The sequence below is a fragment of the Pasteurella canis genome (assembly GCF_900454865.1).
Classification (GTDB): domain Bacteria; phylum Pseudomonadota; class Gammaproteobacteria; order Enterobacterales; family Pasteurellaceae; genus Pasteurella; species Pasteurella canis.
Map to the genome: position 1 here is coordinate 527131 of NZ_UGTV01000015.1, position 22797 is coordinate 549927.

At 36.0% G+C, this 22797-nt stretch carries 19 protein-coding genes, 4 tRNA genes and 1 other RNA gene; 18 read left to right on the top strand and 6 right to left on the bottom strand.

The window, feature by feature from the left end; translation table 11 throughout:
* Window positions 1-5 precede the first annotated feature (5 nt).
* The 6 genes from DYE19_RS03110 to hrpA all read left to right on the top strand — a co-directional run bounded on the left by DYE19_RS03110 (window position 6) and on the right by hrpA (window position 6508).
* Window positions 6-455, top strand: coding sequence for a TPM domain-containing protein (locus DYE19_RS03110; protein WP_049214100.1), 450 nt, complete (start codon window positions 6-8; stop codon window positions 453-455).
* Entirely contained in the window at window positions 448-1215 is a 768-nt protein-coding gene (locus DYE19_RS03115; protein ID WP_115322576.1) for a TPM domain-containing protein, read from the top strand. The genes DYE19_RS03110 and DYE19_RS03115 overlap by 8 nt, the downstream gene beginning before the upstream one ends.
* Before the next feature lie 84 nt (window positions 1216-1299).
* Window positions 1300-1629: a Grx4 family monothiol glutaredoxin gene (grxD, locus tag DYE19_RS03120; RefSeq protein WP_115322577.1), complete on the top strand. Its 330-nt coding sequence runs from the start codon at window positions 1300-1302 to the stop codon at window positions 1627-1629.
* 111 nt (window positions 1630-1740) lie between these two features.
* Window positions 1741-2193, top strand: coding sequence for a DUF441 domain-containing protein (locus DYE19_RS03125; protein WP_115322578.1), 453 nt, complete (start codon window positions 1741-1743; stop codon window positions 2191-2193).
* A 20-nt stretch (window positions 2194-2213) separates the two neighbouring features.
* Window positions 2214-2591: a DUF423 domain-containing protein gene (locus DYE19_RS03130; RefSeq protein WP_049214107.1), complete on the top strand. Its 378-nt coding sequence runs from the start codon at window positions 2214-2216 to the stop codon at window positions 2589-2591.
* Window positions 2592-2596: 5 nt separating this feature from the next.
* Window positions 2597-6508 carry an ATP-dependent RNA helicase HrpA gene (gene hrpA, locus DYE19_RS03135; protein WP_115322579.1) on the top strand — a complete coding sequence of 1304 codons (3912 nt, stop codon included), beginning with the start codon at window positions 2597-2599 and terminating at the stop codon, window positions 6506-6508.
* A 128-nt stretch (window positions 6509-6636) separates the two neighbouring features.
* Here hrpA and ssrA read toward each other — a convergent pair.
* The 4 genes from ssrA to DYE19_RS03155 all read right to left on the bottom strand — a co-directional run bounded on the left by ssrA (window position 6637) and on the right by DYE19_RS03155 (window position 10473).
* Window positions 6637-7003, bottom strand: a transfer-messenger RNA (tmRNA) gene (gene ssrA, locus DYE19_RS03140).
* A 372-nt stretch (window positions 7004-7375) separates the two neighbouring features.
* Window positions 7376-7795, bottom strand: a complete 420-nt coding sequence (locus tag DYE19_RS03145) for a Z-ring associated ZapG family protein (protein ID WP_049215303.1) — start codon at window positions 7793-7795, stop codon at window positions 7376-7378.
* Between the two features lie 125 nt (window positions 7796-7920).
* Window positions 7921-9678, bottom strand: coding sequence for a 30S ribosomal protein S12 methylthiotransferase accessory factor YcaO (gene ycaO, locus DYE19_RS03150; protein ID WP_115322580.1), 1758 nt, complete (start codon window positions 9676-9678; stop codon window positions 7921-7923).
* Between the two features lie 78 nt (window positions 9679-9756).
* Window positions 9757-10473 carry a class I SAM-dependent methyltransferase gene (locus DYE19_RS03155; RefSeq protein WP_115322581.1) on the bottom strand — a complete coding sequence of 239 codons (717 nt, stop codon included), beginning with the start codon at window positions 10471-10473 and terminating at the stop codon, window positions 9757-9759.
* Window positions 10474-10496: 23 nt separating this feature from the next.
* Between DYE19_RS03155 and gloB the strand changes: the two genes are divergently transcribed.
* The 8 genes from gloB (at window position 10497) to DYE19_RS03195 (ending at window position 16065) form a co-directional block, all read left to right on the top strand.
* Window positions 10497-11198 carry a hydroxyacylglutathione hydrolase gene (gloB, locus tag DYE19_RS03160; RefSeq protein WP_115322582.1) on the top strand — a complete coding sequence of 234 codons (702 nt, stop codon included), beginning with the start codon at window positions 10497-10499 and terminating at the stop codon, window positions 11196-11198.
* A 145-nt stretch (window positions 11199-11343) separates the two neighbouring features.
* The gene (gene hemA / locus DYE19_RS03165) at window positions 11344-12648 is read left to right on the top strand and encodes a glutamyl-tRNA reductase (protein WP_115322583.1); all 1305 of its coding nucleotides are present in this window, start codon (window positions 11344-11346) and stop codon (window positions 12646-12648) included.
* Window positions 12649-12725: 77 nt separating this feature from the next.
* Window positions 12726-13949 (top strand): ROK family transcriptional regulator, encoded by a 1224-nt coding sequence (locus DYE19_RS03170; protein WP_049215293.1) that lies wholly within the window; start codon window positions 12726-12728, stop codon window positions 13947-13949.
* A gap of 148 nt (window positions 13950-14097) precedes the next feature.
* Window positions 14098-14174 (top strand) — tRNA-Met (locus DYE19_RS03175).
* 5 nt (window positions 14175-14179) lie between these two features.
* Window positions 14180-14264: transfer RNA gene (locus DYE19_RS03180), tRNA-Leu, on the top strand.
* A gap of 31 nt (window positions 14265-14295) precedes the next feature.
* Window positions 14296-14370: transfer RNA gene (locus DYE19_RS03185), tRNA-Gln, on the top strand.
* 48 nt (window positions 14371-14418) lie between these two features.
* Window positions 14419-14493: transfer RNA gene (locus DYE19_RS03190), tRNA-Gln, on the top strand.
* A 300-nt stretch (window positions 14494-14793) separates the two neighbouring features.
* Window positions 14794-16065, top strand: a complete 1272-nt coding sequence (locus DYE19_RS03195; RefSeq protein ID WP_115322584.1) for an NRAMP family divalent metal transporter — start codon at window positions 14794-14796, stop codon at window positions 16063-16065.
* 79 nt (window positions 16066-16144) lie between these two features.
* Here the strand turns inward: DYE19_RS03195 and prlC are convergent, their stop codons facing one another.
* A complete protein-coding gene (gene prlC / locus DYE19_RS03200) occupies window positions 16145-18184 on the bottom strand; it encodes an oligopeptidase A (protein WP_115322585.1) in 2040 nt (679 codons plus the stop codon).
* Window positions 18185-18303: 119 nt separating this feature from the next.
* Between prlC and DYE19_RS03205 the strand changes: the two genes are divergently transcribed.
* Both DYE19_RS03205 and DYE19_RS03210 read left to right on the top strand, forming a co-directional pair.
* On the top strand, window positions 18304-18666 hold the full coding sequence (locus DYE19_RS03205) for a YbaN family protein (protein ID WP_049214559.1): 363 nt from the start codon (window positions 18304-18306) through the stop codon (window positions 18664-18666).
* Window positions 18667-18723: 57 nt separating this feature from the next.
* The gene (locus DYE19_RS03210; RefSeq protein ID WP_115322586.1) at window positions 18724-20307 is read left to right on the top strand and encodes a peptide ABC transporter substrate-binding protein; all 1584 of its coding nucleotides are present in this window, start codon (window positions 18724-18726) and stop codon (window positions 20305-20307) included.
* A gap of 59 nt (window positions 20308-20366) precedes the next feature.
* Here the strand turns inward: DYE19_RS03210 and ribA are convergent, their stop codons facing one another.
* Window positions 20367-21026: a GTP cyclohydrolase II gene (gene ribA, locus DYE19_RS03215; protein WP_049214561.1), complete on the bottom strand. Its 660-nt coding sequence runs from the start codon at window positions 21024-21026 to the stop codon at window positions 20367-20369.
* 63 nt (window positions 21027-21089) lie between these two features.
* Between ribA and DYE19_RS03220 the strand changes: the two genes are divergently transcribed.
* Window positions 21090-21827: a phosphatase PAP2 family protein gene (locus DYE19_RS03220; protein WP_049214562.1), complete on the top strand. Its 738-nt coding sequence runs from the start codon at window positions 21090-21092 to the stop codon at window positions 21825-21827.
* 50 nt (window positions 21828-21877) lie between these two features.
* Window positions 21878-22792, top strand: coding sequence for an N-acetylglucosamine kinase (gene nagK, locus DYE19_RS03225; protein ID WP_049214563.1), 915 nt, complete (start codon window positions 21878-21880; stop codon window positions 22790-22792).
* Window positions 22793-22797: the final 5 nt, after the last annotated feature.

The following is a 22797-nucleotide window of genomic DNA, read 5'->3' on the forward strand; positions in this document are numbered from 1 at the left end:
ACGATATGCCTTTATTTTCACGAATTCCAATTAATAAAACGCAAGTTGAGAAAGCTATTTCTCAACTTGAAACCCAAACATCAGCTGAATTACGTGTTTATATTGAACGGAAAATTCCTAAAAAAACGTCATCTAAAACGGGTGTGGCACGTGCATTAGTGATTTTTAATGATCTAGAAATGTATGAAACACAAGCGAGAAATGCGGTACTCATTTATGTCGCTTTTAAAGATCACCAATGTTCAATTATCGGTGACCAAGGTATTCATCAATATGTTGGTGAACAATTCTGGCAGCAACAATGTGATGTTATGGTCAATTATTTTCGTCAAGGTGAATATACTCAAGGTATTGTTACGGCAATTGAAAATATAGGAAAAGAGCTTGCATTATATTTTCCTATTCAACCAAATGATAAGAATGAATTAGACAATGAGGTGATTATCAATGGTTAAATGGCTAAAAAGTGTGGTCATTTTTTTCTCTTTTTTCTTTACATTATCCGCTTTTGCAGCACAATTTCCACCTTCGCCGAATCCGTTCCAATATATTAATGATTACACCAACACATTATCGGCTAGCGAGAAAGGGGCATTAGAGCAAAAATTAATTGATTATAGTAAAGAGACTAGTTCGCAAATTGCGGTAGTTATCATTCCTTCAACGGCAGAATATGAGATTTCGCAATATACATTTGAGCTCGGTGATAAATGGGGGATTGGGCGTAAGCAATTGAATAATGGTGTATTAATGTTGATTGCTAAAGATGACCGTAAAATGTTTATCGGTATTGGACAAGGTTTAGAAGGGATACTGCCCGATGCCTTTTTATCTCAACTTATTCGTCATCAAATTACACCTTATTTTAAACAAGGTCAGTATGCAGAAGGGATTAATAACGGTTTAAACTACATTATTGCAACTAGCAAAGGCGAGTTTGATCCAAACCAAGTCGTAGATGATGACAGTTGGGAAGATTATATTCCAATTTTTATGGTCGTTGTATTCATCTTATTTGTTGTATTAAGCGACTTACGTGCAACACCTTATGTTAGCCCAACGGGGCATAATTCATCACGTAGAAGCACTACACTCGGGCGCAGCAGTAATTATCGTGGCGGTGGTGGTTTCGGTGGATTTGGCGGCGGTAGCGGATCTGGTGGTGGATTCGGCGGTGGCAGTTTCGGTGGCGGTGGTGCAGGCGGTAGCTGGTAAATAGTTGATTATTCCAGTCGGGTTATTGGTCAGTTTTTTTCTCTGTGTTACAATACGACCGTTTACTTACTTTTGAGGATAATTATGGAAACCTTAGATAAAATCAAAAAACAAATCAGCGAAAACCCTATTCTTATTTATATGAAAGGCTCACCAAAATTCCCATCTTGTGGCTTTTCTGCGCGTGCAGTAGAAGCATTGATGCATTGCAAAGTGCCTTTTGGTTATGTTGACATTTTACAGCACCCAGATATTCGTGCTGAATTACCCGCATATGCAAACTGGCCAACATTCCCACAATTATGGGTTGAAGGTGAGCTAGTCGGTGGTTGTGACATTATGTTAGAAATGTTCCAGCAAGGTGAACTACAAACATTATTAGCTGAAGTCGCAGCAAAACATCCACAAGAATAATATCTCAAAACCCGCAATTCTGCGGGTTTTTCTTTTTTCAACTCACATCACAAACAAAGAATAACTTGTTATAATTCATTGTCAAAATTAACTGCACTTTTAGAGAGTTTTATGTCCTTACAGTTTAATTCCGTCGCATTATTATTAGTTGTATTAATTTTACTCGGTGTATTGAGTAATAACAGTTCAGTGACGATTTCAGCTGCAATTTTGTTATTAATGCAACAAACATTTTTAGCGCAATATATTCCATTTATGGAAAAAAATGGCATCACCATTGGGATCATTATTCTGACGATTGGCGTATTGAGTCCGATTGTTTCAGGTAAAATTCAATTACCTGATGTTACGATCTTTTTGAATTGGAAAATGTGGCTGGCTATCGTTGTGGGATTATTAGTGGCGTGGCTTGGTGGACGTGGCGTTGGATTAATGGGCGCACAGCCTGTATTATTGACGGGGCTATTAATTGGAACAATTTTAGGCGTTGCTTTTGCTGGTGGCATTCCAGTTGGACCATTAATTGCGGCGGGCATTCTTTCGTTATTTTTAGGTAAATCATAAAGTGAAATAAGGAACAATCGATGAAAAATAAATGGTTATTTATTTCTGCATTAAGTGGATTTTTTTGTATCGCATTTGGTGCATTTGCAGCGCATGGCTTAGAAAAAACACTTTCACTACAAGCCCTTGCGTGGATCGACACTGGTTTAAAATATCAAATGTTCCATACAGTCGCATTGATGGTGCTTGGTGCTTTACAGTCTTATTTACGTATTGATTGTGACAGATGCATTTCTGTGATTGGCACAACTTGGTCATTTGGCATCTTGCTTTTTAGTGGCAGCTTATATTTATTAGCATTAGGTGCAAGCAAAGCCTTAGTATGGGCAACACCGATTGGCGGAACATTATTTTTAATTGGTTGGGCAGCATTAGCATATCGAAGTATTAAAAATTAAGTGATATGAAGAAGAATTTAAGAAAAATAGAATTTAGCACGTTACAAAAATCCCTATTATCAGAACTGAATGAAGTAATGAATAGCGATTATCGTCAGCTGTTGGCTCGAATTAAAGGCATTAGTAATATTAAAAATGAACAAGCGCAACAAGCAGTCGCAGCTGAAATTCAGTCACAAATCCAGTTAGCACAGGAACGCTTAAATCAGCGTAAAAGTGCGGTTAAAAATATTGAGTTTCCTGAAAACCTCCCTGTAAGTCAGCGTAAAGAAGAAATCCAAAAACTAATTACACAACATCAAGTAGTGGTGATTGCTGGTGAAACGGGGTCAGGAAAAACAACTCAATTACCGAAAATGTGTTTGGCGTTAGGTCTAGGCACAAAAGGCTTAATTGGCCATACGCAACCTCGCCGTATTGCAGCTCGTTCAGTGGCAACACGTATCGCAGAAGAATTAAACACTGAACTTGGCGATTTAGTCGGTTATAAAGTCCGTTTTACGGATCAAATCAGTGAAAATACGATGGTCAAATTGATGACTGATGGTATTCTATTAGCCGAAATTCAAAGCGATCGCTTTTTAAATCAATATGATACGTTAATCATTGATGAAGCCCATGAACGCAGTTTAAATAATGATTTCATTCTTGGGTATTTAAAACAGCTTTTACCAAAACGCCCTGATCTTAAGGTGATCATCACTTCTGCAACAATTGATGTAGAGCGTTTTTCCAAACATTTTAATAATGCGCCAATTATTGAGGTCTCGGGTAGAACTTATCCCGTTGAAGTGCGTTATCGTCCCGTTGTTGAAACTGAAGAGCAAGATCAATTGCAAGCTATTTTAGATGCAGTAGATGAGTTACAAACTGAAGGACGCGGCGATATTCTGATCTTTATGAATGGTGAACGTGAAATTCGTGATACTGCTGAAGCCTTGCAAAAACAGGATTTAAAACACACTGAAATTCTACCGCTCTTTGCTCGTTTATCAGCACAAGAACAGAATAAAATTTTTAATCCATCTGGCTTAAATCGCATTGTGCTTGCAACCAACGTAGCTGAAACCTCGCTAACTGTGCCTGGTATTAAATATGTGATTGATCCTGGTACAGCGCGTATTTCCCGTTATAGTTACCGCACTAAAGTACAACGTTTACCAATTGAGCCGATTTCTCAGGCTTCGGCAAATCAGCGTAAGGGGCGTTGTGGCCGTGTAAGTGAAGGGATTTGTATCCGCTTGTATTCAGAAGATGACTTTAATAGCCGTCCTGAATTTACTGATCCTGAAATTTTACGCACCAATCTTGCTTCGGTTATTTTACAAATGACCGCACTTGGATTGGATGATATTGATGCGTTCCCTTTTGTAGATGCCCCTGATAAACGTAATATTCAAGATGGGATCAAGCTATTAGAAGAATTAGAGGCTTTCCATTTCGTCAAAGCAAAATTTGGTGAAAGACGTCAATTAACGCAAGTAGGTAGACAGTTAGCACAGTTGCCTGTTGACCCTCGTTTGGCAAAAATGTTGTTGACCGCAGTCAAATTGAATTGTTTACACGAAGTGATGATTATTGTTTCGGCGTTATCGATTCAAGATCCACGTGAGCGACCACAAGAGAAACAACAGTCAGCAGATGATAAACATCGCCGTTTTGCGGATAAAAAATCAGATTTTCTAGCCTTTTTAAATTTATGGCAATTTATTCAAACTCAGCAAAAAGAACTTTCTAAAAATCAATTTCGCCGTTTATGTCAAAAGGATTATTTGAACTATTTAAGAATCCGTGAATGGCAGGATATTTATCATCAAATTCGTCTCACTGTGCGTGAAATGGGGCTGCCAATAAATTCTCAGCCAGCAGAATATTCACAAATTCACACCGCACTTTTAAGTGGTTTGCTATCGCATATCGGGATGAAAGAAAGTGAAAAACAGCAGTATTTAGGTGCTCGCAATGCGCATTTTGCTATTTTCCCTAGCTCCGTTTTATTTAAGAAACAGCCGAAATGGTGTATGGCTGCTGAACTTGTGGAAACCTCAAGACTTTGGGGACGAATGGTTGCTGATATTGATCCAGAATGGATAGAGCCATTAGCTACGCACTTGATTAAAAAATCCTATGCTGAGCCTCGTTGGTTAAAATCCAGAGGTGCAGTCATAGCAGATGAAAAAGTGAGCTTGTATGGTGTGCCGATTGTTGCTAGCCGCTCAGTGAATTATGGCTCGATAGATCCACAAATGAGCCGCGAAATTTTTATTCAATCTGCATTAGTCGAAGGGGATTGGTTTACCAAGCATAAGTTTTTTCACCAAAATCGCCAATTAATCCGCGAAATTGAGGATTTAGAACACAAAAGTCGTCGCCGTGATATTTTGGTGGATGAACGCACCTTGTTTGAGTTTTATGACCAGCGTATTGGTACGGAAGTAGTGTCGCAACGCCATTTTGATAGCTGGTGGAAAAAAGTCAGCCAACAAGACCCTGAATTACTCAATTTTGAAAAAGCCTTTTTAACTAAAGAAGATGCCGAACAAGTGAGTGAGTTGGATTTCCCGAATTTCTGGCATCAAGGCAATTTAAAATTCAAGCTCAGCTATCAATTTGAACCTGGTACTGATGCCGATGGTGTGACGGTACATATTCCATTACCTTTATTAAACCAAGTAGAAATGAAAGGGTTTGATTGGCAAATTCCGGGCTTGCGCAAAGAGTTGATTATTGCATTAATCAAGTCCCTACCAAAATCTTTACGCCGTAATTTTGTGCCAGCACCAAATTATGCTGAGGCATTTTTAGGGCGAGTAAAACCGCTTGAAAAGCCGATTTTAGAAAGCCTGATTTATGAACTGCGTCGAATGACAGGTGTGAGTGTTGAGCCTGAAAGTTGGCAATTAGATCAGTTACCAAGTCATTTAAAAATGACGTTCCGAGTGATTGATGATAAAGGTAAAAAAATTGCTGAATCAATGGATTTAGATAGCCTGAAATTCCAATTAAAAGATCAGGTTCAAGAAAGTATTTCTGCGGTGGCAGATGATGGTATCGAGCAAAGTGGTATCCACGTTTGGAACTTCGACAGCTTGCCACAATGTTATGAGCAGAAAAAACGAGGCTTTACGGTGAAAGCTTTCCCTGCGATTGTCGATGAAAAAGAAGCAGTAGGGATTAAATTATTTGAAACGGAATTTGAGCAGCAGGTCGCAATGCAACAGGGATTACGCCGACTACTATTACTCAATGTACCTTCACCGATTAAATATCTACACGAAAAACTGCCTAATAAATCGAAACTTGGCTTGTATTTCACACCGTTTGGGCGAGTATTGGATTTGATTGACGATTGTATTGCCTGTGCCGTAGATAAGCTGATTACCGATTTTGGTGGATTGGTTTGGAATGAAACGGATTTTGATAAATTGCGTGATTTTATTCGTGAAAACCTAAATGAAACCACCGTTGAAATTGCCAAACAGGTGGAACAAATTTTGACTTTAACTTATGAGCTTAACAAACGCTTAAAAGGCAAAATGGATTTCACTATGGCATTTGCGTTATCTGATATCAAAGCCCAGTTAAATGGTTTGATTTATCAAGGCTTTGTACAAAAAACAGGGTATGCTCGTTTGAATGACTTACAACGTTATTTACAAGGTATTGATAAACGGATTGATAAGCTCTTACAAGATGTGAATCGTGACCGTGCAGCGATGTTAAGAGTGGAACAAGTTAACCAAGCGTATCAACAACTCCTTGTAAAACTACCAAAATCTAAACCGCACTCTGATGAAGTAAAAGAAATTCCCTATATGATTGAGGAATTGCGAGTGAGCTTATTCGCCCAACAACTCGGCACAAAATACCCAATTTCAGACAAACGGATTTTAAATGCAATTAAAGAATTGGGGTGATCAAAAATTAAAAGGCAAATGTTTCTGCTTTTTAATTTATTTATTCTTTTTTATTCTTTTTTAGTAAATAATAAAAAAGCCAGAATATGCATTATTCTGGCTTTTATAAACTCTTTATTTCAATTCGGTGGTGGAGCTGGCGGGAGTTGAACCCGCGTCCGAAATTACTCTACCTTCAGTACTACACGTTTAGTCTCGTCTTTAGTTTCATTTACCCACTGCGGACAGACACGCGATAGATAAACTAGCTTGATTCAATTTAACGTTTCGATCCTCAAGCGGAGGCGTCCACGCGATCTCGTTTGAATTTGACTCCTCTTGATCCCCGTCTTACGAGCGGAAGCTGGGGAGAGAAGGCTATGAGCAGGTTATTAAGCTGCTAAAGCGTATTGTTCGTCGTTTGCGACTATTTTTTTGCGGTTTATTTACGAGGCCTACCGCACCTCGACGTGCACCTTGGGCTTCGCTAATCCCGTCGAATCCAGAATCAGCCCCAAAAAGTGAACTCAGTCTATCAAAAAGATGTAAAGAATAAAAGTATTTTTGATTAGATGCTTATATAGTGATATTTATCCAGAGTGAATAAACAGCAATATTTTGTCATAATTTAATCAAAAAAGGGAGGTAAGCAGTGAGATTATATAACAAAGAAAAAAATACTTTTTTAACTACATGGATTGAAATGATTTTAATAAGTCAAAGTCAATCTGTTTATAGAAAGCAAATTAAACGAAACACTAGACTAAACGTGTAGTACTGAAGGTAGAGTAATTTCGGACGCGGGTTCAACTCCCGCCAGCTCCACCACCGAATTGAAATAAAGAGTTTATAAAAGCCAGAATAATGCATATTCTGGCTTTTACATTGTTATTCATTATTTTTTTCATTTTTTAATAAACCTGAAGAACCCTCGGAGTAATCTCTAGGTTGTTCATCAGTATTTATATTATTGTGTTTTTCACTTGTACTAGTGATTAACTCATTTGAGAACAGTGGCTTATGCGTTAACTCAGGTAATAGCTGTGTTGATGATACAGCTAAATGTTTATAAAGCTTTTGGTAATCTTGCGCAATGTTTTTTAGTAGCTCAGCGCTTTCAGCAAAATGCTTTTCAAGTTGTTGTTTTTGATTGTCTAATTGATTTTTGACTTTTTGCAATTCTGCTTCTGTTTTCACTTGTTTTTTTACTGAATCTTTTGTGAAACGAAGTAATAAGTAGCTAATGACGAAACCAATAATTAAGCCAATAACTGCTGCTTGCCACATTTCAGATGTCCAGCCTTGCATAAGATCACTCCTTATAGTTGAATAAAATAACTCTATTATATTATCATCAGATAGAAAAGATTTCTTTGCACTGGATCACAACAATGATAAAGGGCACCAAATGATACCCTTTAAACAGAAATTGATTACCAATTTTCACGTTTTGCTTTCTGTAATTTTTCGTATGCTTGTAGTAGCTTCTGATGCGCTTGAAATTGTTTTAAGTTTTCATCACTAGCAAGTAAATCATAGAAAGGATTACCACCTTGGATTGCTTTCCAAGCAAATTGTACAGCATGTTGACCGTACATTTTTTCAAAAACCATGCAATATTGCTCTGGTATTCGGTTTTTATCGAGAAAGAGTTCAATACTATGAACTAAGCAACGATAATAATTTGCACGTTCAGCTGTGAATATTGAATTATTCATATTTAATGTCCAATTTGCCCAGTCAAGTGCTGCTTCTAAGTTACCAACAGCCAAATGAAGCATGGATTTAAGCTCTCCAATACGCAATGTTGTCCAGCCAGACTGTGTTGGTGCAACGATGCCAATGAATTCACGCACACGTGTTGTATCATCAATACCTTGTTCATCTAGTTCTGTTAATAGCTCCTGATAAGTATCTTGTGGATGATGAAAATGAGGTAAGTCAAGTAATATCTCACGCCAATCCATTCCCATATTATTGTTAGCATAAATTAAATCATCCACTGGATAAATATCAGACATCCCAGGCACGATAATGCGACATGCATAAACATCCAGATGTTGATAATCCATGATATACACTTCTTTTCCTTCAGCTTGAAAAATATCCATTAGTGTATTGTATTCTTGTTCTGTTGTTCCTGAGAAATCCCAGTCTGTAAATGGATAACTGGCATCTTGTTTAAATAAATCCCAAGAAATTAAGCCACTTGAATCAATAAAGTGAGTTTCTAAATTAGCATGCTCGGCAACATCTTCATTGTTAAACGATGGTGGGGTAAATACATCGAGATCTTTTAAGCTACGCCCTTGCAATAGTTCTGTTACTGTACGTTCCAATGCGACTTGGAAGTTAGGATGAGCACCAAAAGAGGCGAAACAAGTACCATTATTAGGATTTAATAAAATGACGCAAATAACAGGATATTTGCCACCTATGGAGGCATCGTAAGCGAGAATTGGAAAGCCTTCTTCTTCTAACTTTTGAATGGATGCTTGGATTAATGGAAAGCGAGCAAGCACCCCTGATGGAATTAATGGTAGGCTAATCGCTTCGGCAATAATCTTATTTTTAATATAGCGTTCAAAAATTTCCGATAAACCTTGGACTCGAGCCTCAAATTTACTGTTTCCAGCAGACATACCATTAGAGACATATAGGTTTGCAATAATACTTTGTGGAATATAAACCGTTGATTGATCTGATTGACGAACATAAGGTAGCGCAACAATACCCCGTTGATAATTGCTTGATTGTAGATCTACTAATAATTCTGGGGTTAATTCTTGATTAGGATCGTAGTAATCTAAAAGTTCTTCATTCAAAATACCTGTTGGTAACAGTGTTTCATCTTCAATAGGAAACCATTTTTCATTTGGATAATGCACAAAATCACTATTGGCTATTTCTTGACCTAGATAAAAATCAGAAAAGAAATAATTAGTGGAAAGTCGTTCAAAATATTCGCCTAATGCAGAAGCAAGAGCTGCTTTTTTAGTTGCGCCTTTTCCATTAGTAAAACATTGTGGACAATCTTTATCACGAATATGTACAGACCAAACATTAGGAACTGGGTTTAGCCAGGATACTTCTTCAATATTGAAACCAAGTGCGGTTAGTTTTTGCTGAAATTTATTAATACTTTCTTCAAGGGCAGCATCTTTGCCAGGGATAAAAGTTTGTTCGGACATTGTTATCTCAATATTTAGATTATTCTAAAAGCTTGGCATAATAGGAGAGTTTATTTTGCACTGCAAGTCAAATTGCACTTATTTACCTAATATACTTTCTCTAAATGCATTTGCTGGTTCAAAAAGCGGTTGTTTATGGAAGCATATTTTTTGAGGATTTAACGTGAGTGGATAAGTTTGCTTACGAGCGACAATAGTGACTAGGTGCGAAAAGCAGCTTATTTTTTGACTTTGTAACAGCGGTTTACATTCTAAAATTTCAAAATTTAATAATTCTAACCAATCTATAATGCGCCAAAGCAAGTAATGGCGAAAAAGGAATCTATCATGTGGTTTTTTATGAAAATAACGTTTAAATAATAGTGGACTGATCGGATTAAATAACGATAAAAAAAGATAACCATCATCTATTAATACACGATTAACTTCACGTAAAATTTGGTGAGGGTCTTGGCTAAAGTTTAATATATTTGTTAGAAGACAAGCATCAATTGAGCTTTCTAAAAAGGGCAGCTCAGTTAATTTTGCTTGAATGAATGATGTATTTTGTTGTTTTGATAGCTTATTGAGTGTGTCTGTAATTTCAGGGGATAAAATAATTTGATGCGGTAAAAAAAGATCATATGCAATTTCTGCGCTTAAGCCCCCTAATTTTAAGAAATGATAGCCTAATATTTTAGGAAACCATGCAGAAAAATATTGTGTAAGTAAGTTACAATATTGTTCACCATTGTTGAGTTGTTGCCAACTAGATGGTAATGCGATTTCTTTGGGATATTTTGCGCTCCACAACATTATCAAACCTTTTAGGAGAATCTATGTTAGTACCAATTCCTGCACTGAATGATAACTACATTTGGCTTTATAGACGAGAAGATTTACCTGTAATTGTGATCGATATTCCAGAAACAAAAAATTTATTACCATTTTTAATCAATAATCAGTTAAATGTTGAAGTACTCTTATTAACTCATCATCATGCTGATCATACAGCAGGCATAGCAGACTTTAAACGATATTATCCTGATATTGAAATTTGGGGACCTGAAGAAACACGTTCAAAAGGAGCCACTCACATTATCACTAATGCGTTGATTGAAACAAAACATTATCAAATTCAAGTCATAGAAACAGGTGGACATACTGAACAACATGTGAGTTATCTCGTAGACGGACATTTATTTTGTGGGGACAGTCTCTTTTCTGCAGGATGTGGTCGAGTATTTACAGGTAATTATCAGCAAATGTTTGAGGGATTGCAGCGTTTAAAAGCTCTACCAGATCAGACGATTGTCTGTCCAGCACATGAATATACATTAGCGAATTTACATTTCGCTGAAACAGTAATAGAGAATCAATCTATGCTAAAAAAACATCTTAAAAAAGTAGAGCTACTCAGAAGGGATAATCAACCAAGTTTACCAACGACCTTGATATTAGAAAAACAAATTAATCCATTTTTAATAGCATCTGATTTAGCTTCATTTATTCGCTTACGGCAAGCCAAAGATGTGTTTTAGCTCACTCCAATTTAGTATTTAAACAAAATTATTATGGTTAAGTTTGCTCATTGAACGACTATTGATTAAAATAAAATTATTTATTTTATTTATTCTGTGGGTGCATCAAGCCATTACAGTTAAGTTTGGCTTGTGTTAATAATTTATGACAATTCTCGTGCTCGGTATTAATCATAAAACAGCTTCCGTCGCTATACGTGAAAAAGTAGCCTTTTCCGATGAAAAGCGTGTTGAAGCATTACAGCAAATTCAGCAATATAAGTTAGTGGATAGTGCTGTGATTTTATCGACTTGTAACCGCACTGAAGTTTATTTACATAATAAAGATATTCCCCCTCAACAAGCACAAGTATGGGCTGATACTTGTACACAATGGTTTGCTGGCATACATCAATTGCCTTTGAATGAATTGGCCGATTGTATTTATTCGCGACATAATCAGCAAGCTGCTTCGCATCTCATGCGTGTAGCTTGTGGTTTGGACTCACTGATTTTGGGAGAGCCTCAAATATTAGGGCAGGTTAAACAAGCCTACCAAATGAGTGAACAATATTACCAACAGAGAGAGCTGCCTATGTCTGGCGAGCTTTCTCGCTTATTTCAAAAAACCTTTTCAACGGCTAAACGAGTGAGAACAGAAACCACTATTGGTAATAGTGCTGTTTCAGTTGCTTATGCAGCTTGTAGTTTGGCTCGTCAAATTTTTGAATCATTAAAAAAACTAAATGTACTTTTAGTAGGGGCAGGAGAAACTATCGAATTAGTGAGTCGTCATTTGTTACGTCATGGAGTGAATAATATCATGATTGCAAACCGCACTATCGAGCGAGCTCAGAAATTAGTTGAAAAGTTAGACGATTCGGAAAATATTCAGATTCTCTCGCTTGAACAATTACAAGAAGGACTGAATCAAGCAGATATTGTCATTAGCTCAACAAGTAGTCCGAGTATTCTCATTAGTCAAGAGATGGTAACATTGGCACAAAAAGCACGTTGTTATTTACCGATGTTATTAGTTGATATTGCCGTGCCACGCGATATTGAAGAAAGTGTTAATCAGCTCGAAAGTATTTATTATTATACTGTTGATGATTTACAACATATTATTCAACGGAATCTTACTGAAAGACAAAAAGCAGCAGAACAAGCACAATCAATTATTGAGCAAGAATGTGAGGATTTTTTTGAGTGGTTAAAAGTACATCAATTTTCTAATTTAATTCGCTCATATCGTGATAATGCAGAAGATATTCGTCAGCAATTATTGGAGAAGTCTTTACTTGCGTTGACACAAGGCGAAGATGCTGAAAATGTATTAAGAGAGCTCAGTTATAAACTGACAAATAAATTATTACATTCACCGACTCAAGTTATGAATTCAATGGTTAAAACTGGCAATGCAAATGGATTAGAATTATTCTCTTCTACATTAAAAATTGCACAAAAGTAAATTGTGTTGCAAAAATGATTCCTAATTATCTTAATCGCCATTAAAATAGGTCAATTATTTTTTTATTGGGGTAAAACATGCGAGAAAATCATCAGATAGCAAATGTTGATTTAGTGAAACAGATGAATAGTGCGGTAGTCTACAAACTCATCGATCAACAAGGACCGATTTCTCGTATTCAAATTTCTGAATTAAGTCAACTTGCGCCTGCGAGTGTAACTAAAATTACTCGTCATCTTTTAGCTCGAGGTCTGATTAAAGAAGTTGAACAACAGGAGTCAACAGGAGGCCGCAGAGCAACCTCTATTGTTGCTGAATATAAAGCATTTCGTTCTATTCTCATTCATTTAGGTCGTAAACATACGACTTTTGCGATAATGGATTTGTCTACTAAGCTATTGAAAAAAGATGTGCTTGATTTGCCCGAAAATCAAAATGTGGAAAATATAGAAGCATTTCTTTTACAACAGTTAAATATATTTATTGAAGAAAACCAAAAACGTGGCTGTGAATTTATTGCGATTGGGATTACAGTCCCTGGCTTTGTAGATGTAAAAACGAGTATGATTGAATACATGCCTCATTTGCAGCTAAATGCACCATGGGATTTAGCGAACAAAATAACTCAGCATTTAAGCCTACCAACGTTTATTGGACATGATGTGCGCAGCCTTGCTTTAGCAGAACATTATTTTGGGGTAACACAAGATTGTTATGATTCGCTTTTATTACGTATTCATCGTGGAGTGGGGGCTGGTATTGTCATTAATCATGAGGTTTTTCTCGGCTATAAAAACAATGTGGGGGAAATTGGACATATCCAAGTTGATCCATTAGGCAAACGTTGCTTATGCGGTAATGTTGGTTGTTTAGAAACTGTCGTCAGTAACACTGCAATTGAGAAAAAAATGCATGAGTTATTACAAGATGGTTATCAAAGTAAATGGCTTTCTTTAGATACCCATGATATTGAAGCAATTTGCAAGGCCAGTAATAAACAGGATGCAGCAGCTATAGAGTTAATTGAACATGTTGGTGTTCAAATTGGGCGTGTGCTTGCGATGAGTGTGAATATGTTTAATCCAGAAAAAATTGTTATTTCTGGTGAAATTACACAGGCCAAAACGATTTTGTTTGCAGCTATTCAACGCTCATTAGAGAGTCATGCTTTACCTGCATTTGTTAAAAATACTCCTTTAGTTGCTTCTGAATTAAAAAATGAAGATGTGATAGGCGCATTTGCTTTAATTAAACGCGCTTTATTAGATGGTAGTTTATTACGTCGATTGTTATCTGAATAAAGTGCGGTCAGTTTTTAGAGAGATTTGTTCAAACTCTATGCGAATAAGCTAAAATTTTCATTTTTATAAAAAAAAGAGTTGACGAGTGGGGGCGATATCAGCATAATTAGCCCCGCAAAGCCGATGAGGTGAATGCAAATAGGAAAATGGCTATGTAGCTCAGTTGGTTAGAGCACAACACTCATAATGTTGGGGTCACAGGTTCGAATCCCGTCATAGCCACCATATTTGCGGGACTGGCGAAATTGGTAGACGCACCAGATTTAGGTTCTGGCGCCGCGAGGTGTGTGGGTTCAAGTCCCTCGTCCCGCACCATTCATTAGCTTTTAATTCAAAATATAGTTGTTGGGGTATCGCCAAGCGGTAAGGCACCGGGTTTTGATCTCGGCATTCCTAGGTTCGAATCCTAGTACCCCAGCCATACTATCAAAACAATCTTCTATAATTTTCAAATCTAAGATATTTTAATTGGGGTATCGCCAAGCGGTAAGGCACCGGGTTTTGATCTCGGCATTCCTAGGTTCGAATCCTAGTACCCCAGCCACCATTATTTAATATTCTCTTTATTGCACAGTCATTTCTATTTAATTTTTAAATTATTTTATTATTTTTTTAAATTTATTTTATATTAGATTGTATTTTATACAATAATATGATTTTGTTTTACTTCATTTAAAGTTGGTTTTTTATTCTTATAGATTGATATTTATTAGCATTAAATACTGACTTTGTTTTATTTTTGTTCTGTTGACTCTTTGTTATAAATATAAGATATTGTTAAAACATTGTTATAAACAATGTTTATCCTTATATCAATAATAAAAATTATTTTTTGGAACGCATTATGACAGAAACAACTCAAGAATTAGAAAAATCAACTTGGAATTCTAAATTATCTGCTTTAGGCCCAGGTATTTTAATGGCTTCGGCTGCTGTAGGTGGCTCTCATCTGATTGCCTCAACTCAATCTGGTGCCATTTATGGTTGGCAACTTGCAATTATCATTATTCTAGCCAATCTTTTTAAATATCCGTTTTTCCGTTTTGGTGTGCAATACACCTTAGATACTGGCGAGACACTATTACAAGGTTATTTGAAAAAAGGAAAAATCTATTTGTGGGTTTTCTTTTTAATGAATGTGTTTGCTACCGTCATTAATACTGCTGCAGTAGGTCTTTTATGTGCGGCTATTTTAACCTTTGTCTTACCTGCTGGAATGATAGCGCTTCCAAAGTTAAGCTTAATTGTTATCGGTGTGAGTACGTTAATTTTATTATTAGGCAAATATCGTTTATTAGACGGGTTGTCTAAATTAATTATGATTGCATTAACTATTACAACAATAATAGCAGTTATTATTGCATTGAGCCGTAATGGTATTCAAGGGGTTGCACCTGTAGATTATGTTAGTGCAAGTCCATGGAATTTAGCTGCATTAGGTTTTATTGTTGCCTTAATGGGATGGATGCCTGCTCCGATTGAAATTTCGGCAATTAACTCAATGTGGGTGATTGCGAAACGTCGTGTATCTAAAGTATCTTATCAAGATGGAATTTGGGATTTTAATGTCGGTTATATTGGTACCGCACTTTTAGCATTAGTATTTTTAGCTTTAGGTGCATTAGTACAGCATGGCTCAAGTGAGGCAGTACAAATGGTGGGTGGAAAATATATTGCTCAATTAATTAATATGTATGCCTCGACGATTGGTGAATGGGCGAGAGGATTAATCGCATTTATTGCTTTTATGTGTATGTTTGGCACAACAATTACTGTCATTGATGGTTATTCGCGTACAAATGTTGAAAGTTTGCGTTTAATTTTAGGCAAGCGAGAAAGTCGCCCTAGTTTCTTGAATATTGCAATTACATTGGCGGCAATTTCAGGTTTAGCAATTATTTTCTATTTTAATAACGCGGTTGGACCGATGTTAAAATTTGCAATGATTGCATCTTTTGTTTCAACTCCTGTATTTGCTTATTTAAATTTATCTCTTGTATTAAAAGGTGAGCATAAGGTAAAAGGTGGGTTATTCTGGTTATCTTTAATTGGATTAATGTATCTGAGCTCATTTACATTACTTTTTATTGTTCAGCAAGCAGGTTGGTTAAATTAGTTGATATAATATTTGATAAGTTTAACCGCACTTTGATAATACAAAGTGCGGTTACTTTTTTTCTATTTTTTCAACATGGTTAGTTAGCAATCCCTTTATGTCTTAATAATGCATCTAATTGTGGTTCACGACCACGGAAGCGTTTGAATAGAGTCATTGGTTCTTCTGAGCCGCCACGACTAAGAATTTCGTTTAAGAAGGATTGACCTGTTTCTGCATTAAAAATACCGTCTTCTTCAAAACGAGAAAACGCATCTGCTGAAAGGACCTCAGCCCACAAATAGCTATAGTAGCCAGCAGCATAACCGCCTGCAAAAATATGACTAAAACTATGTGGTGTTCTCGCCCAATCTACTCCTTTAATTACTGCAACTTTTTCCTTCACAGCTTTTAATGTTTCCAATATTTGACCTTGTTTGTTTTGCTCAAAATGATGATGTAAGTAAAAATCAAATAAACCAAATTCTAATTGGCGAAGTACAAACATTGCAGCTTGAAAATTTTTTGCTTTTAATAACTGAGCTAGTTTTTCTTTTGGTAAAGGATCTCCAGTTTCATAATGACCAGAAATGAAATCAAGTGCTTCGGGCTCCCAGCACCAATTTTCTAAGAATTGACTTGGTAACTCTACAGCATCCCAAGGTACGCCATTAATACCAGCAACATCGGCAACATCAATTTGTGTAAGCATATGGTGAATACCGTGACCAAACTCATGGAATAATGTAGTGACTTCATCATGAGTAAATAAAGCAGGTTTGTTTCCAACAGGTGCATTGAAGTTACAGGTTAAATAAGCGACAGGTGTTTGAATTGAACTATCCGACTTTTTACGGCGACCAATACAATCGTCCATCCATGCACCGCCGCGTTTGTGTTCACGGGCATAAAGATCTAAGTAGAAACTACCTCTCACTTGATCTTTTTCATCAATTAAATCGAAAAAACGGACATCTTTATGCCAAGTATCGATATCAAAACGTTCAACTGCACGAATATTAAAAATACGTTTTATTAGCTCAAATAATCCACTAATGACACGGTTTTCTGGAAAATAAGGACGTAGCTCTTCATCATTGATTGAATATAAATACTGTTTTTGTTTTTCGCTGTAAAAAGCGATATCCCAGACTTCAAGTGTTTTAATATTAAATTCTGTACGACAAAATGCTTCTAATTCTTCTAACTCCTTTTTCCCCTGTTCTTTAGAGCGAATTGCCAAACTGTCTAGAAAATCGAGAACTTGTTGTGGATTTTCGGCCATTTTGGTTGCAAGAGAAAGTTCTGTGTAAGTATTGAAATCTAAGAGCTTCGCTAATTCAACACGTAGATTTAATATTTCCTCCATAATAGGACTATTATCCCATTTTCCAGCATTAGGACCTTGTTCCGAAGCACGCGTAACAAATGCGCGGTACATTTCTTCACGTAATTCGCGATTCTCACAGTAAGTCATAACAGGTAAATAACTTGGGATTTCTAAAGTGAAGCGATATCCCATTAGCCCTTTGCTTTCTGCGGATTGCTGAGCGGCTTGTAATGCTGATTCAGGTAAACCTTGTAATTGTTTAACATCTTCAATGATTTTATCCCAGCCCATTGTAGCATCAAGGACATTATTACTAAATTGTGAAGTTAATTCAGATAAGCGAGCAGAAATTTCACCATAACGCTTTTGTTTTTCTGCTGGTAAAGAAATCCCTGAAAGCTTGAAGTCGCGTAATGCATTATCAATTGCTTTTTTCTGAGCAAGTGTATACTTTTCAAATTCAGGACTATTTTTTAATTGTTGATAGGCATTATATAGACCTTTATGTTGTCCAACCCAAGTACTATATTCAGATAATAATGGTAAGCATGCTTGATAAGCCTCACGTAATTCAGGACTATTTTTTACTGAATTAAGATGAGAAATAGGTGACCAAGTTTTGCTAAAACGATCGCTCATTTCGGTTAATGGTAAAATGAAATTATCCCAACTAATATGTTCTTGCTGAACGAGTTGTTCGATGCTTGTACGGCAATCTTGAATAAGTTTTTCTACTGCAGGTTGAATATGTTCTGGTTTAATTTGCGAAAATGGCGGTAAACCGTCAAAAGTAAGTAATGGATTTGTCATGATATTCCTTTTAAATAAAAGTGATTTTTATTATATGGGGCAAAATTTTATAATATCCAGCTTGAAAAAGCGAAAAAATTGTAGATAATTGAGAATCGTTTTTATTCAAAGGGATCGTTATGAAGGCAGTTTATATTTTATTAGGCTTTATTTTTCTCGGTTTAGGTATATTAGGTATTATTTTACCATTACTACCAGCAACGCCATTTTTATTATTGACATTATTCTTTTTTGCAAAGGGGTCAGATCGTTTACATGATTGGTTTTTGCAAACTAAACTTTATAATAAACATCTTAAATCTTTTAAAGAAGATCGTTCTCTAAGTCAAAAATCGAAATTTTGGATTTTACTATTTGCTACCGCGATGTTGTCGATCGGTTTTTATTTTACACCAAGTATGATTGGAAGAACGATTATTATATTAGTTTTATTGACTAAGTATTGGTTCTTTTTCTTTTGGATTAAAACCGCTAAGCAATAATTGGTATTCGCTAAACATTGTTTGTATAATGTACATTATTTCATTGGAATTTATTTAATGTTTAGCCACTCTAGCTTGTTTTTTCTTTTAAAAATAAACCGTATTTTATGTGTTAAAAGTGCGGTCTTATTTTTTATAGTTTCCTGTTTATCTGCTTGTGATCCTAAACCAAGCCAATCTGAATCAGATGCTCAAGTAACGACCTCTACTCTATCTATCGATAGAACACCGACAAGAGAGTTATTAACTCGCGGCGTATATCATGATTTATTACTTAACCCTCATTCGATCACAAATACTGAACAAAATGTATTTTTGCGAGATTTATTAGAAGGATTGACTGCTTATGATGCAATGGGAAATATCATCCCTGCGGTTGCACAAAGTTGGCAAACAGAAGATTATAAAGCATGGATTTTTCTATTACGCGATGGTATTCGTTGGTCAAATGGTGATCTTTTAAGTGCACAAGATTTTGTAGCAAGTTGGCAAGCATTAGCACGCTCTAATAGTCAATTAAAATCCTATTTACGCTTTTTAAATTTAGCAAATAGCCAAGCCGTCATTGAGGGTAATATGGCTGTAGATCAGCTTGGTGTTGAGGCTATTGCCGAAAATATCTTACGCATTCAGCTTGATAAGCCTACACCTCATCTTCCAGCTATGTTAGCTCACGTAGTACTTTTACCAAATTATCAAAAACAAACAAGCGAATTTATTGGTAATGGTGCTTATCGTTTAGTAAATCAGCAGGGTAATTTAATTCATTTAGAAAAAAATTATAACTATTGGGCTAGTGAGAAAGTATCGTTTAAATTTGTTGATTATCAAAAATTAAACAATACTGAATCGGTATCTGATTTAGATATTGTCTTTGAACCTAAAAATTTACCTATAGAAATACAATATTTTCCTCAGCTTTGTACTTATTATTACGAATTCAACTTAGCCGATCCACTTTTAAAACACCATTCGGTACGTAAAGCACTAACCTCAATGATTTCTAGTAGGCGTATTGTGCAAGATGTAGCGCCTCAAATGCAGACAACTACACATTTTTTACCACATTCCATGCGAATGGAATCCGATTTAGCTTGGCAGCCTGTTGTCATGGAGCAATTACTTGAGCAAAATGGAATCACTGAAAAATCGCCATTACAATTAAAATTAACTTATGATCAAGATAATTTGCACAATAATATTGCACAACGTTTAGTTCGAATGTGGTCTCAGTCAGATATGATTCGAATAAGCGCAGAACCTGTGTCTAGGCAACAGCTTTTAGAAAAGCGAGAAAAAGGTGATTTTCAACTCATTCGCTCAGGATGGTGTGCTGACTATAATGAACCTTCAGCTTTCTTACATTCATTCTATTCTCATTCTCCTGATAATAAGATCTCTTATCGTAATGCAGATATTGATAAGTTATTAGAAACAACACTTCGACCTCAACCAGAAGCAGAAAGACAAGCATTGTATGATCAGATTGCGGAACAACTACAGCAAGAGAATGTCGTATTACCCATTTTCCAATATACAAAACCAATATTTATTCATTCAACAATAGTTGGTTATCATACTAATAATCCGACAGGTATCATTTATAGTAAGGATTTATATCGTAAGGTGAATAGCAAGTGAGTTAAAACGTGGTCGTTTAGTTAATGTTTCGCCTACGCGAGTGCGTAGGCGAAAGTGTTTTAGTCTTCTTTAGTGGGAATTTCTTCTGAACAATATGGACATTCAAGTAAATGTTTTTGTTGATTGTGAACAATAAAATGCCCCATTTTTTTTGCTTTAGTATCAAGATATTCAGTATTGTAGCGATTTTCTCCTACATTTAATGCGACCCGTTCAGTAATATTGATTCCTGCTTTTTTCATTGTTTCAATTTTATTAGGGTTGTTAGTGAGTAAACGTACTTTTTTGATCCCAAGCAAATCAAACATATCCGCACAAACTTCAAAATTCCGTTCATCCGCAGCAAAGCCAAGAGCAAGGTTTGCTTCAATTGTATCCATTCCTTTGTCTTGTAATGCATAAGCACGGATTTTATTGATTAATCCAATACCGCGCCCTTCTTCGCGATGATAGATTAGAACACCTTTCCCTTCTTGGCTAATCTGGCGTAATGCGGCCGCTAATTGAAAACCGCAATCACATTTTAAGCTATGTAATGCATCACCTGTTAAACATTCTGAATGAATACGTGCAAGAACAGGTTCATTGCTGTTTTCTACATCGCCTAGTACAAGGGCAACATGCTCTTTTTTCGTGTCTGGAAATTCAAAACCGACGATTTTAAATATGCCAAATTCTGTTGGCAAATTGGCTTCGGTAACTCGTTGAATTTTTGCCATAATCAATCCTTATTCTTTTACACTTTATCTGATAGAATGTCGCTCTTTCAGATTATCAATCTTATGGTCGTCAATATGTTAAAAAGATTGTCATTATATACCTTATTGCTTTGTATTGTCCCTTTTTTTGCTTGGATTTTTACATGGCAATGGGATAACAAAGATTTAATGACTGATTATGATTATCCGCTTTATGTTTTGACAGAAACAGGTAGTGTGCCTTACGCAGTCATTACTTGTGGAGTCTTTACATTACTGTTTTTTCCTTTATTTCATAATAAAAAGCAATGGATACTTGGTGTTGTTGTAATGGCATTTTCAGTCATTTTGACACAGGGAATTAAAAGTGGTTTGAAAACAATTTTTTCAGAGCCTCGTCCTTATGTCGTTTATATTGCAGAAGAAGCTGGCATTACAGTTGAGCATTTTTATGCACAAGACCGTAAAATCCGTTCTCAATTTGTTGATCAATTTTATCAAGCGAGATCAGATATTCCTACTTGGTTAAAAGGACATTATGAAAAGGAAGTCGGCTATGCTTTTCCTTCAGGGCATACGATTTTTGCTGCAACTTGGTTAATGCTCGCCGTTGGATTTGTCCATTTGTTAGGAGTTCGCTCTTTAGGTGCAAAGTTACTAGTAGTTACAACTGCAATTTGGGCGGTCTTTATGTTATTTAGTCGGTTACGTTTTGGTATGCATTATCCAATAGACTTATTCGTTAGTACACTAATTGCTTTTCTGGTCCATTGGGCTATTTTTGCGTTTTTGTATAAAAAAGCGATTTTTATCAATAAATAAAAATAAAAGAATCGTTAAAATCAAGATTATTTTTTGTGAGTGAGGTGAAAATGTTATACGGGTTTGATATTGGTGGTACAAAAATAGAGCTTGCTGTATTTAATGAAAAATTGGAAAAACTTTATAGTGAACGAGTAGAAACACCAAAAGAAAGCTATGAAGAGTGGTTAAGTACAATTGTTTCTTTAGTACAAAAAGCAGATGAAATGTTTAATTGTAAAGGCTCAGTAGGATTAGGTATACCTGGCTTTGTTAATCCAACGACGGGTATCGCTGAAATTGTTAATATTCGTGCAGCAGATCATAAGCCTATTTTACAAGATCTTTCAGCTCGTCTTAGTCGTGAAGTACGTGCTGAAAATGATGCTAACTGTTTTGCACTTTCTGAAGCATGGGACGAGGATAATGCTCAATACTCTAGTGTATTAGGTCTTATTCTTGGTACTGGTTTTGGCGGTGGTTTGATTTTTAATGGTAAGATTCACTCGGGACAAACAGGGATGGCTGGCGAATTAGGTCATATCCAATTAAATTATCATGCATTACAGTTATTAGGCTGGGATAATGCACCTATCTATGATTGTGGGTGTGGTAATCGTGCTTGTTTAGATACTTATTTATCTGGTCGCGGTTTTGAGATGCTTTACCGTGATTTACAAGGAGAAGCATTAAGTGCAAAAGAAATTATTCAGCGTTTTTATGCTAATGATGAGAGTGCGGTCAAGTTTGTGACACTTTTTATTGAGCTTTGTGCTGTTTCTATTGCGAATATTATTACGATTTTAGATCCAGATGTGATCGTACTGGGTGGTGGACTTTCTAATTTTGATCATCTTTATGAAGCATTACCAAAAGCGTTACCACCTCATTTATTACGTAGTGCTAAAATTCCATTGATTAAAAAAGCCAAATATGGTGATTCTGGTGGAGTACGAGGTGCTGCTGCCTTATTTTTAACTAAATAATATGA

What these genes read in the sequence shown, in the direction of transcription:
- ycaO (WP_115322580.1), bottom strand. Translation starts at nt 9,678, where the DNA reads ATGTCCGAACAAACTTTTATCCCTGGCAAAGATGCTGCCCTTGAAGAA.
- DYE19_RS03125 (WP_115322578.1), top strand. Translation starts at nt 1,741, where the DNA reads ATGTCCTTACAGTTTAATTCCGTCGCATTATTATTAGTTGTATTAATT.
- DYE19_RS03220 (WP_049214562.1), top strand. Translation starts at nt 21,090, where the DNA reads ATGGTCGTCAATATGTTAAAAAGATTGTCATTATATACCTTATTGCTT.
- grxD (WP_115322577.1), top strand. Translation starts at nt 1,300, where the DNA reads ATGGAAACCTTAGATAAAATCAAAAAACAAATCAGCGAAAACCCTATT.
- DYE19_RS03155 (WP_115322581.1), bottom strand. Translation starts at nt 10,473, where the DNA reads ATGTTGTGGAGCGCAAAATATCCCAAAGAAATCGCATTACCATCTAGT.
- gloB (WP_115322582.1), top strand. Translation starts at nt 10,497, where the DNA reads ATGTTAGTACCAATTCCTGCACTGAATGATAACTACATTTGGCTTTAT.
- DYE19_RS03205 (WP_049214559.1), top strand. Translation starts at nt 18,304, where the DNA reads ATGAAGGCAGTTTATATTTTATTAGGCTTTATTTTTCTCGGTTTAGGT.
- DYE19_RS03110 (WP_049214100.1), top strand. Translation starts at nt 6, where the DNA reads ATGCCTTTATTTTCACGAATTCCAATTAATAAAACGCAAGTTGAGAAA.
- DYE19_RS03115 (WP_115322576.1), top strand. Translation starts at nt 448, where the DNA reads ATGGTTAAATGGCTAAAAAGTGTGGTCATTTTTTTCTCTTTTTTCTTT.
- DYE19_RS03170 (WP_049215293.1), top strand. Translation starts at nt 12,726, where the DNA reads ATGCGAGAAAATCATCAGATAGCAAATGTTGATTTAGTGAAACAGATG.
- DYE19_RS03195 (WP_115322584.1), top strand. Translation starts at nt 14,794, where the DNA reads ATGACAGAAACAACTCAAGAATTAGAAAAATCAACTTGGAATTCTAAA.
- DYE19_RS03145 (WP_049215303.1), bottom strand. Translation starts at nt 7,795, where the DNA reads ATGCAAGGCTGGACATCTGAAATGTGGCAAGCAGCAGTTATTGGCTTA.
- ribA (WP_049214561.1), bottom strand. Translation starts at nt 21,026, where the DNA reads ATGGCAAAAATTCAACGAGTTACCGAAGCCAATTTGCCAACAGAATTT.
- nagK (WP_049214563.1), top strand. Translation starts at nt 21,878, where the DNA reads ATGTTATACGGGTTTGATATTGGTGGTACAAAAATAGAGCTTGCTGTA.
- hrpA (WP_115322579.1), top strand. Translation starts at nt 2,597, where the DNA reads ATGAAGAAGAATTTAAGAAAAATAGAATTTAGCACGTTACAAAAATCC.
- DYE19_RS03210 (WP_115322586.1), top strand. Translation starts at nt 18,724, where the DNA reads ATGTTTAGCCACTCTAGCTTGTTTTTTCTTTTAAAAATAAACCGTATT.
- DYE19_RS03130 (WP_049214107.1), top strand. Translation starts at nt 2,214, where the DNA reads ATGAAAAATAAATGGTTATTTATTTCTGCATTAAGTGGATTTTTTTGT.
- prlC (WP_115322585.1), bottom strand. Translation starts at nt 18,184, where the DNA reads ATGACAAATCCATTACTTACTTTTGACGGTTTACCGCCATTTTCGCAA.
- hemA (WP_115322583.1), top strand. Translation starts at nt 11,344, where the DNA reads ATGACAATTCTCGTGCTCGGTATTAATCATAAAACAGCTTCCGTCGCT.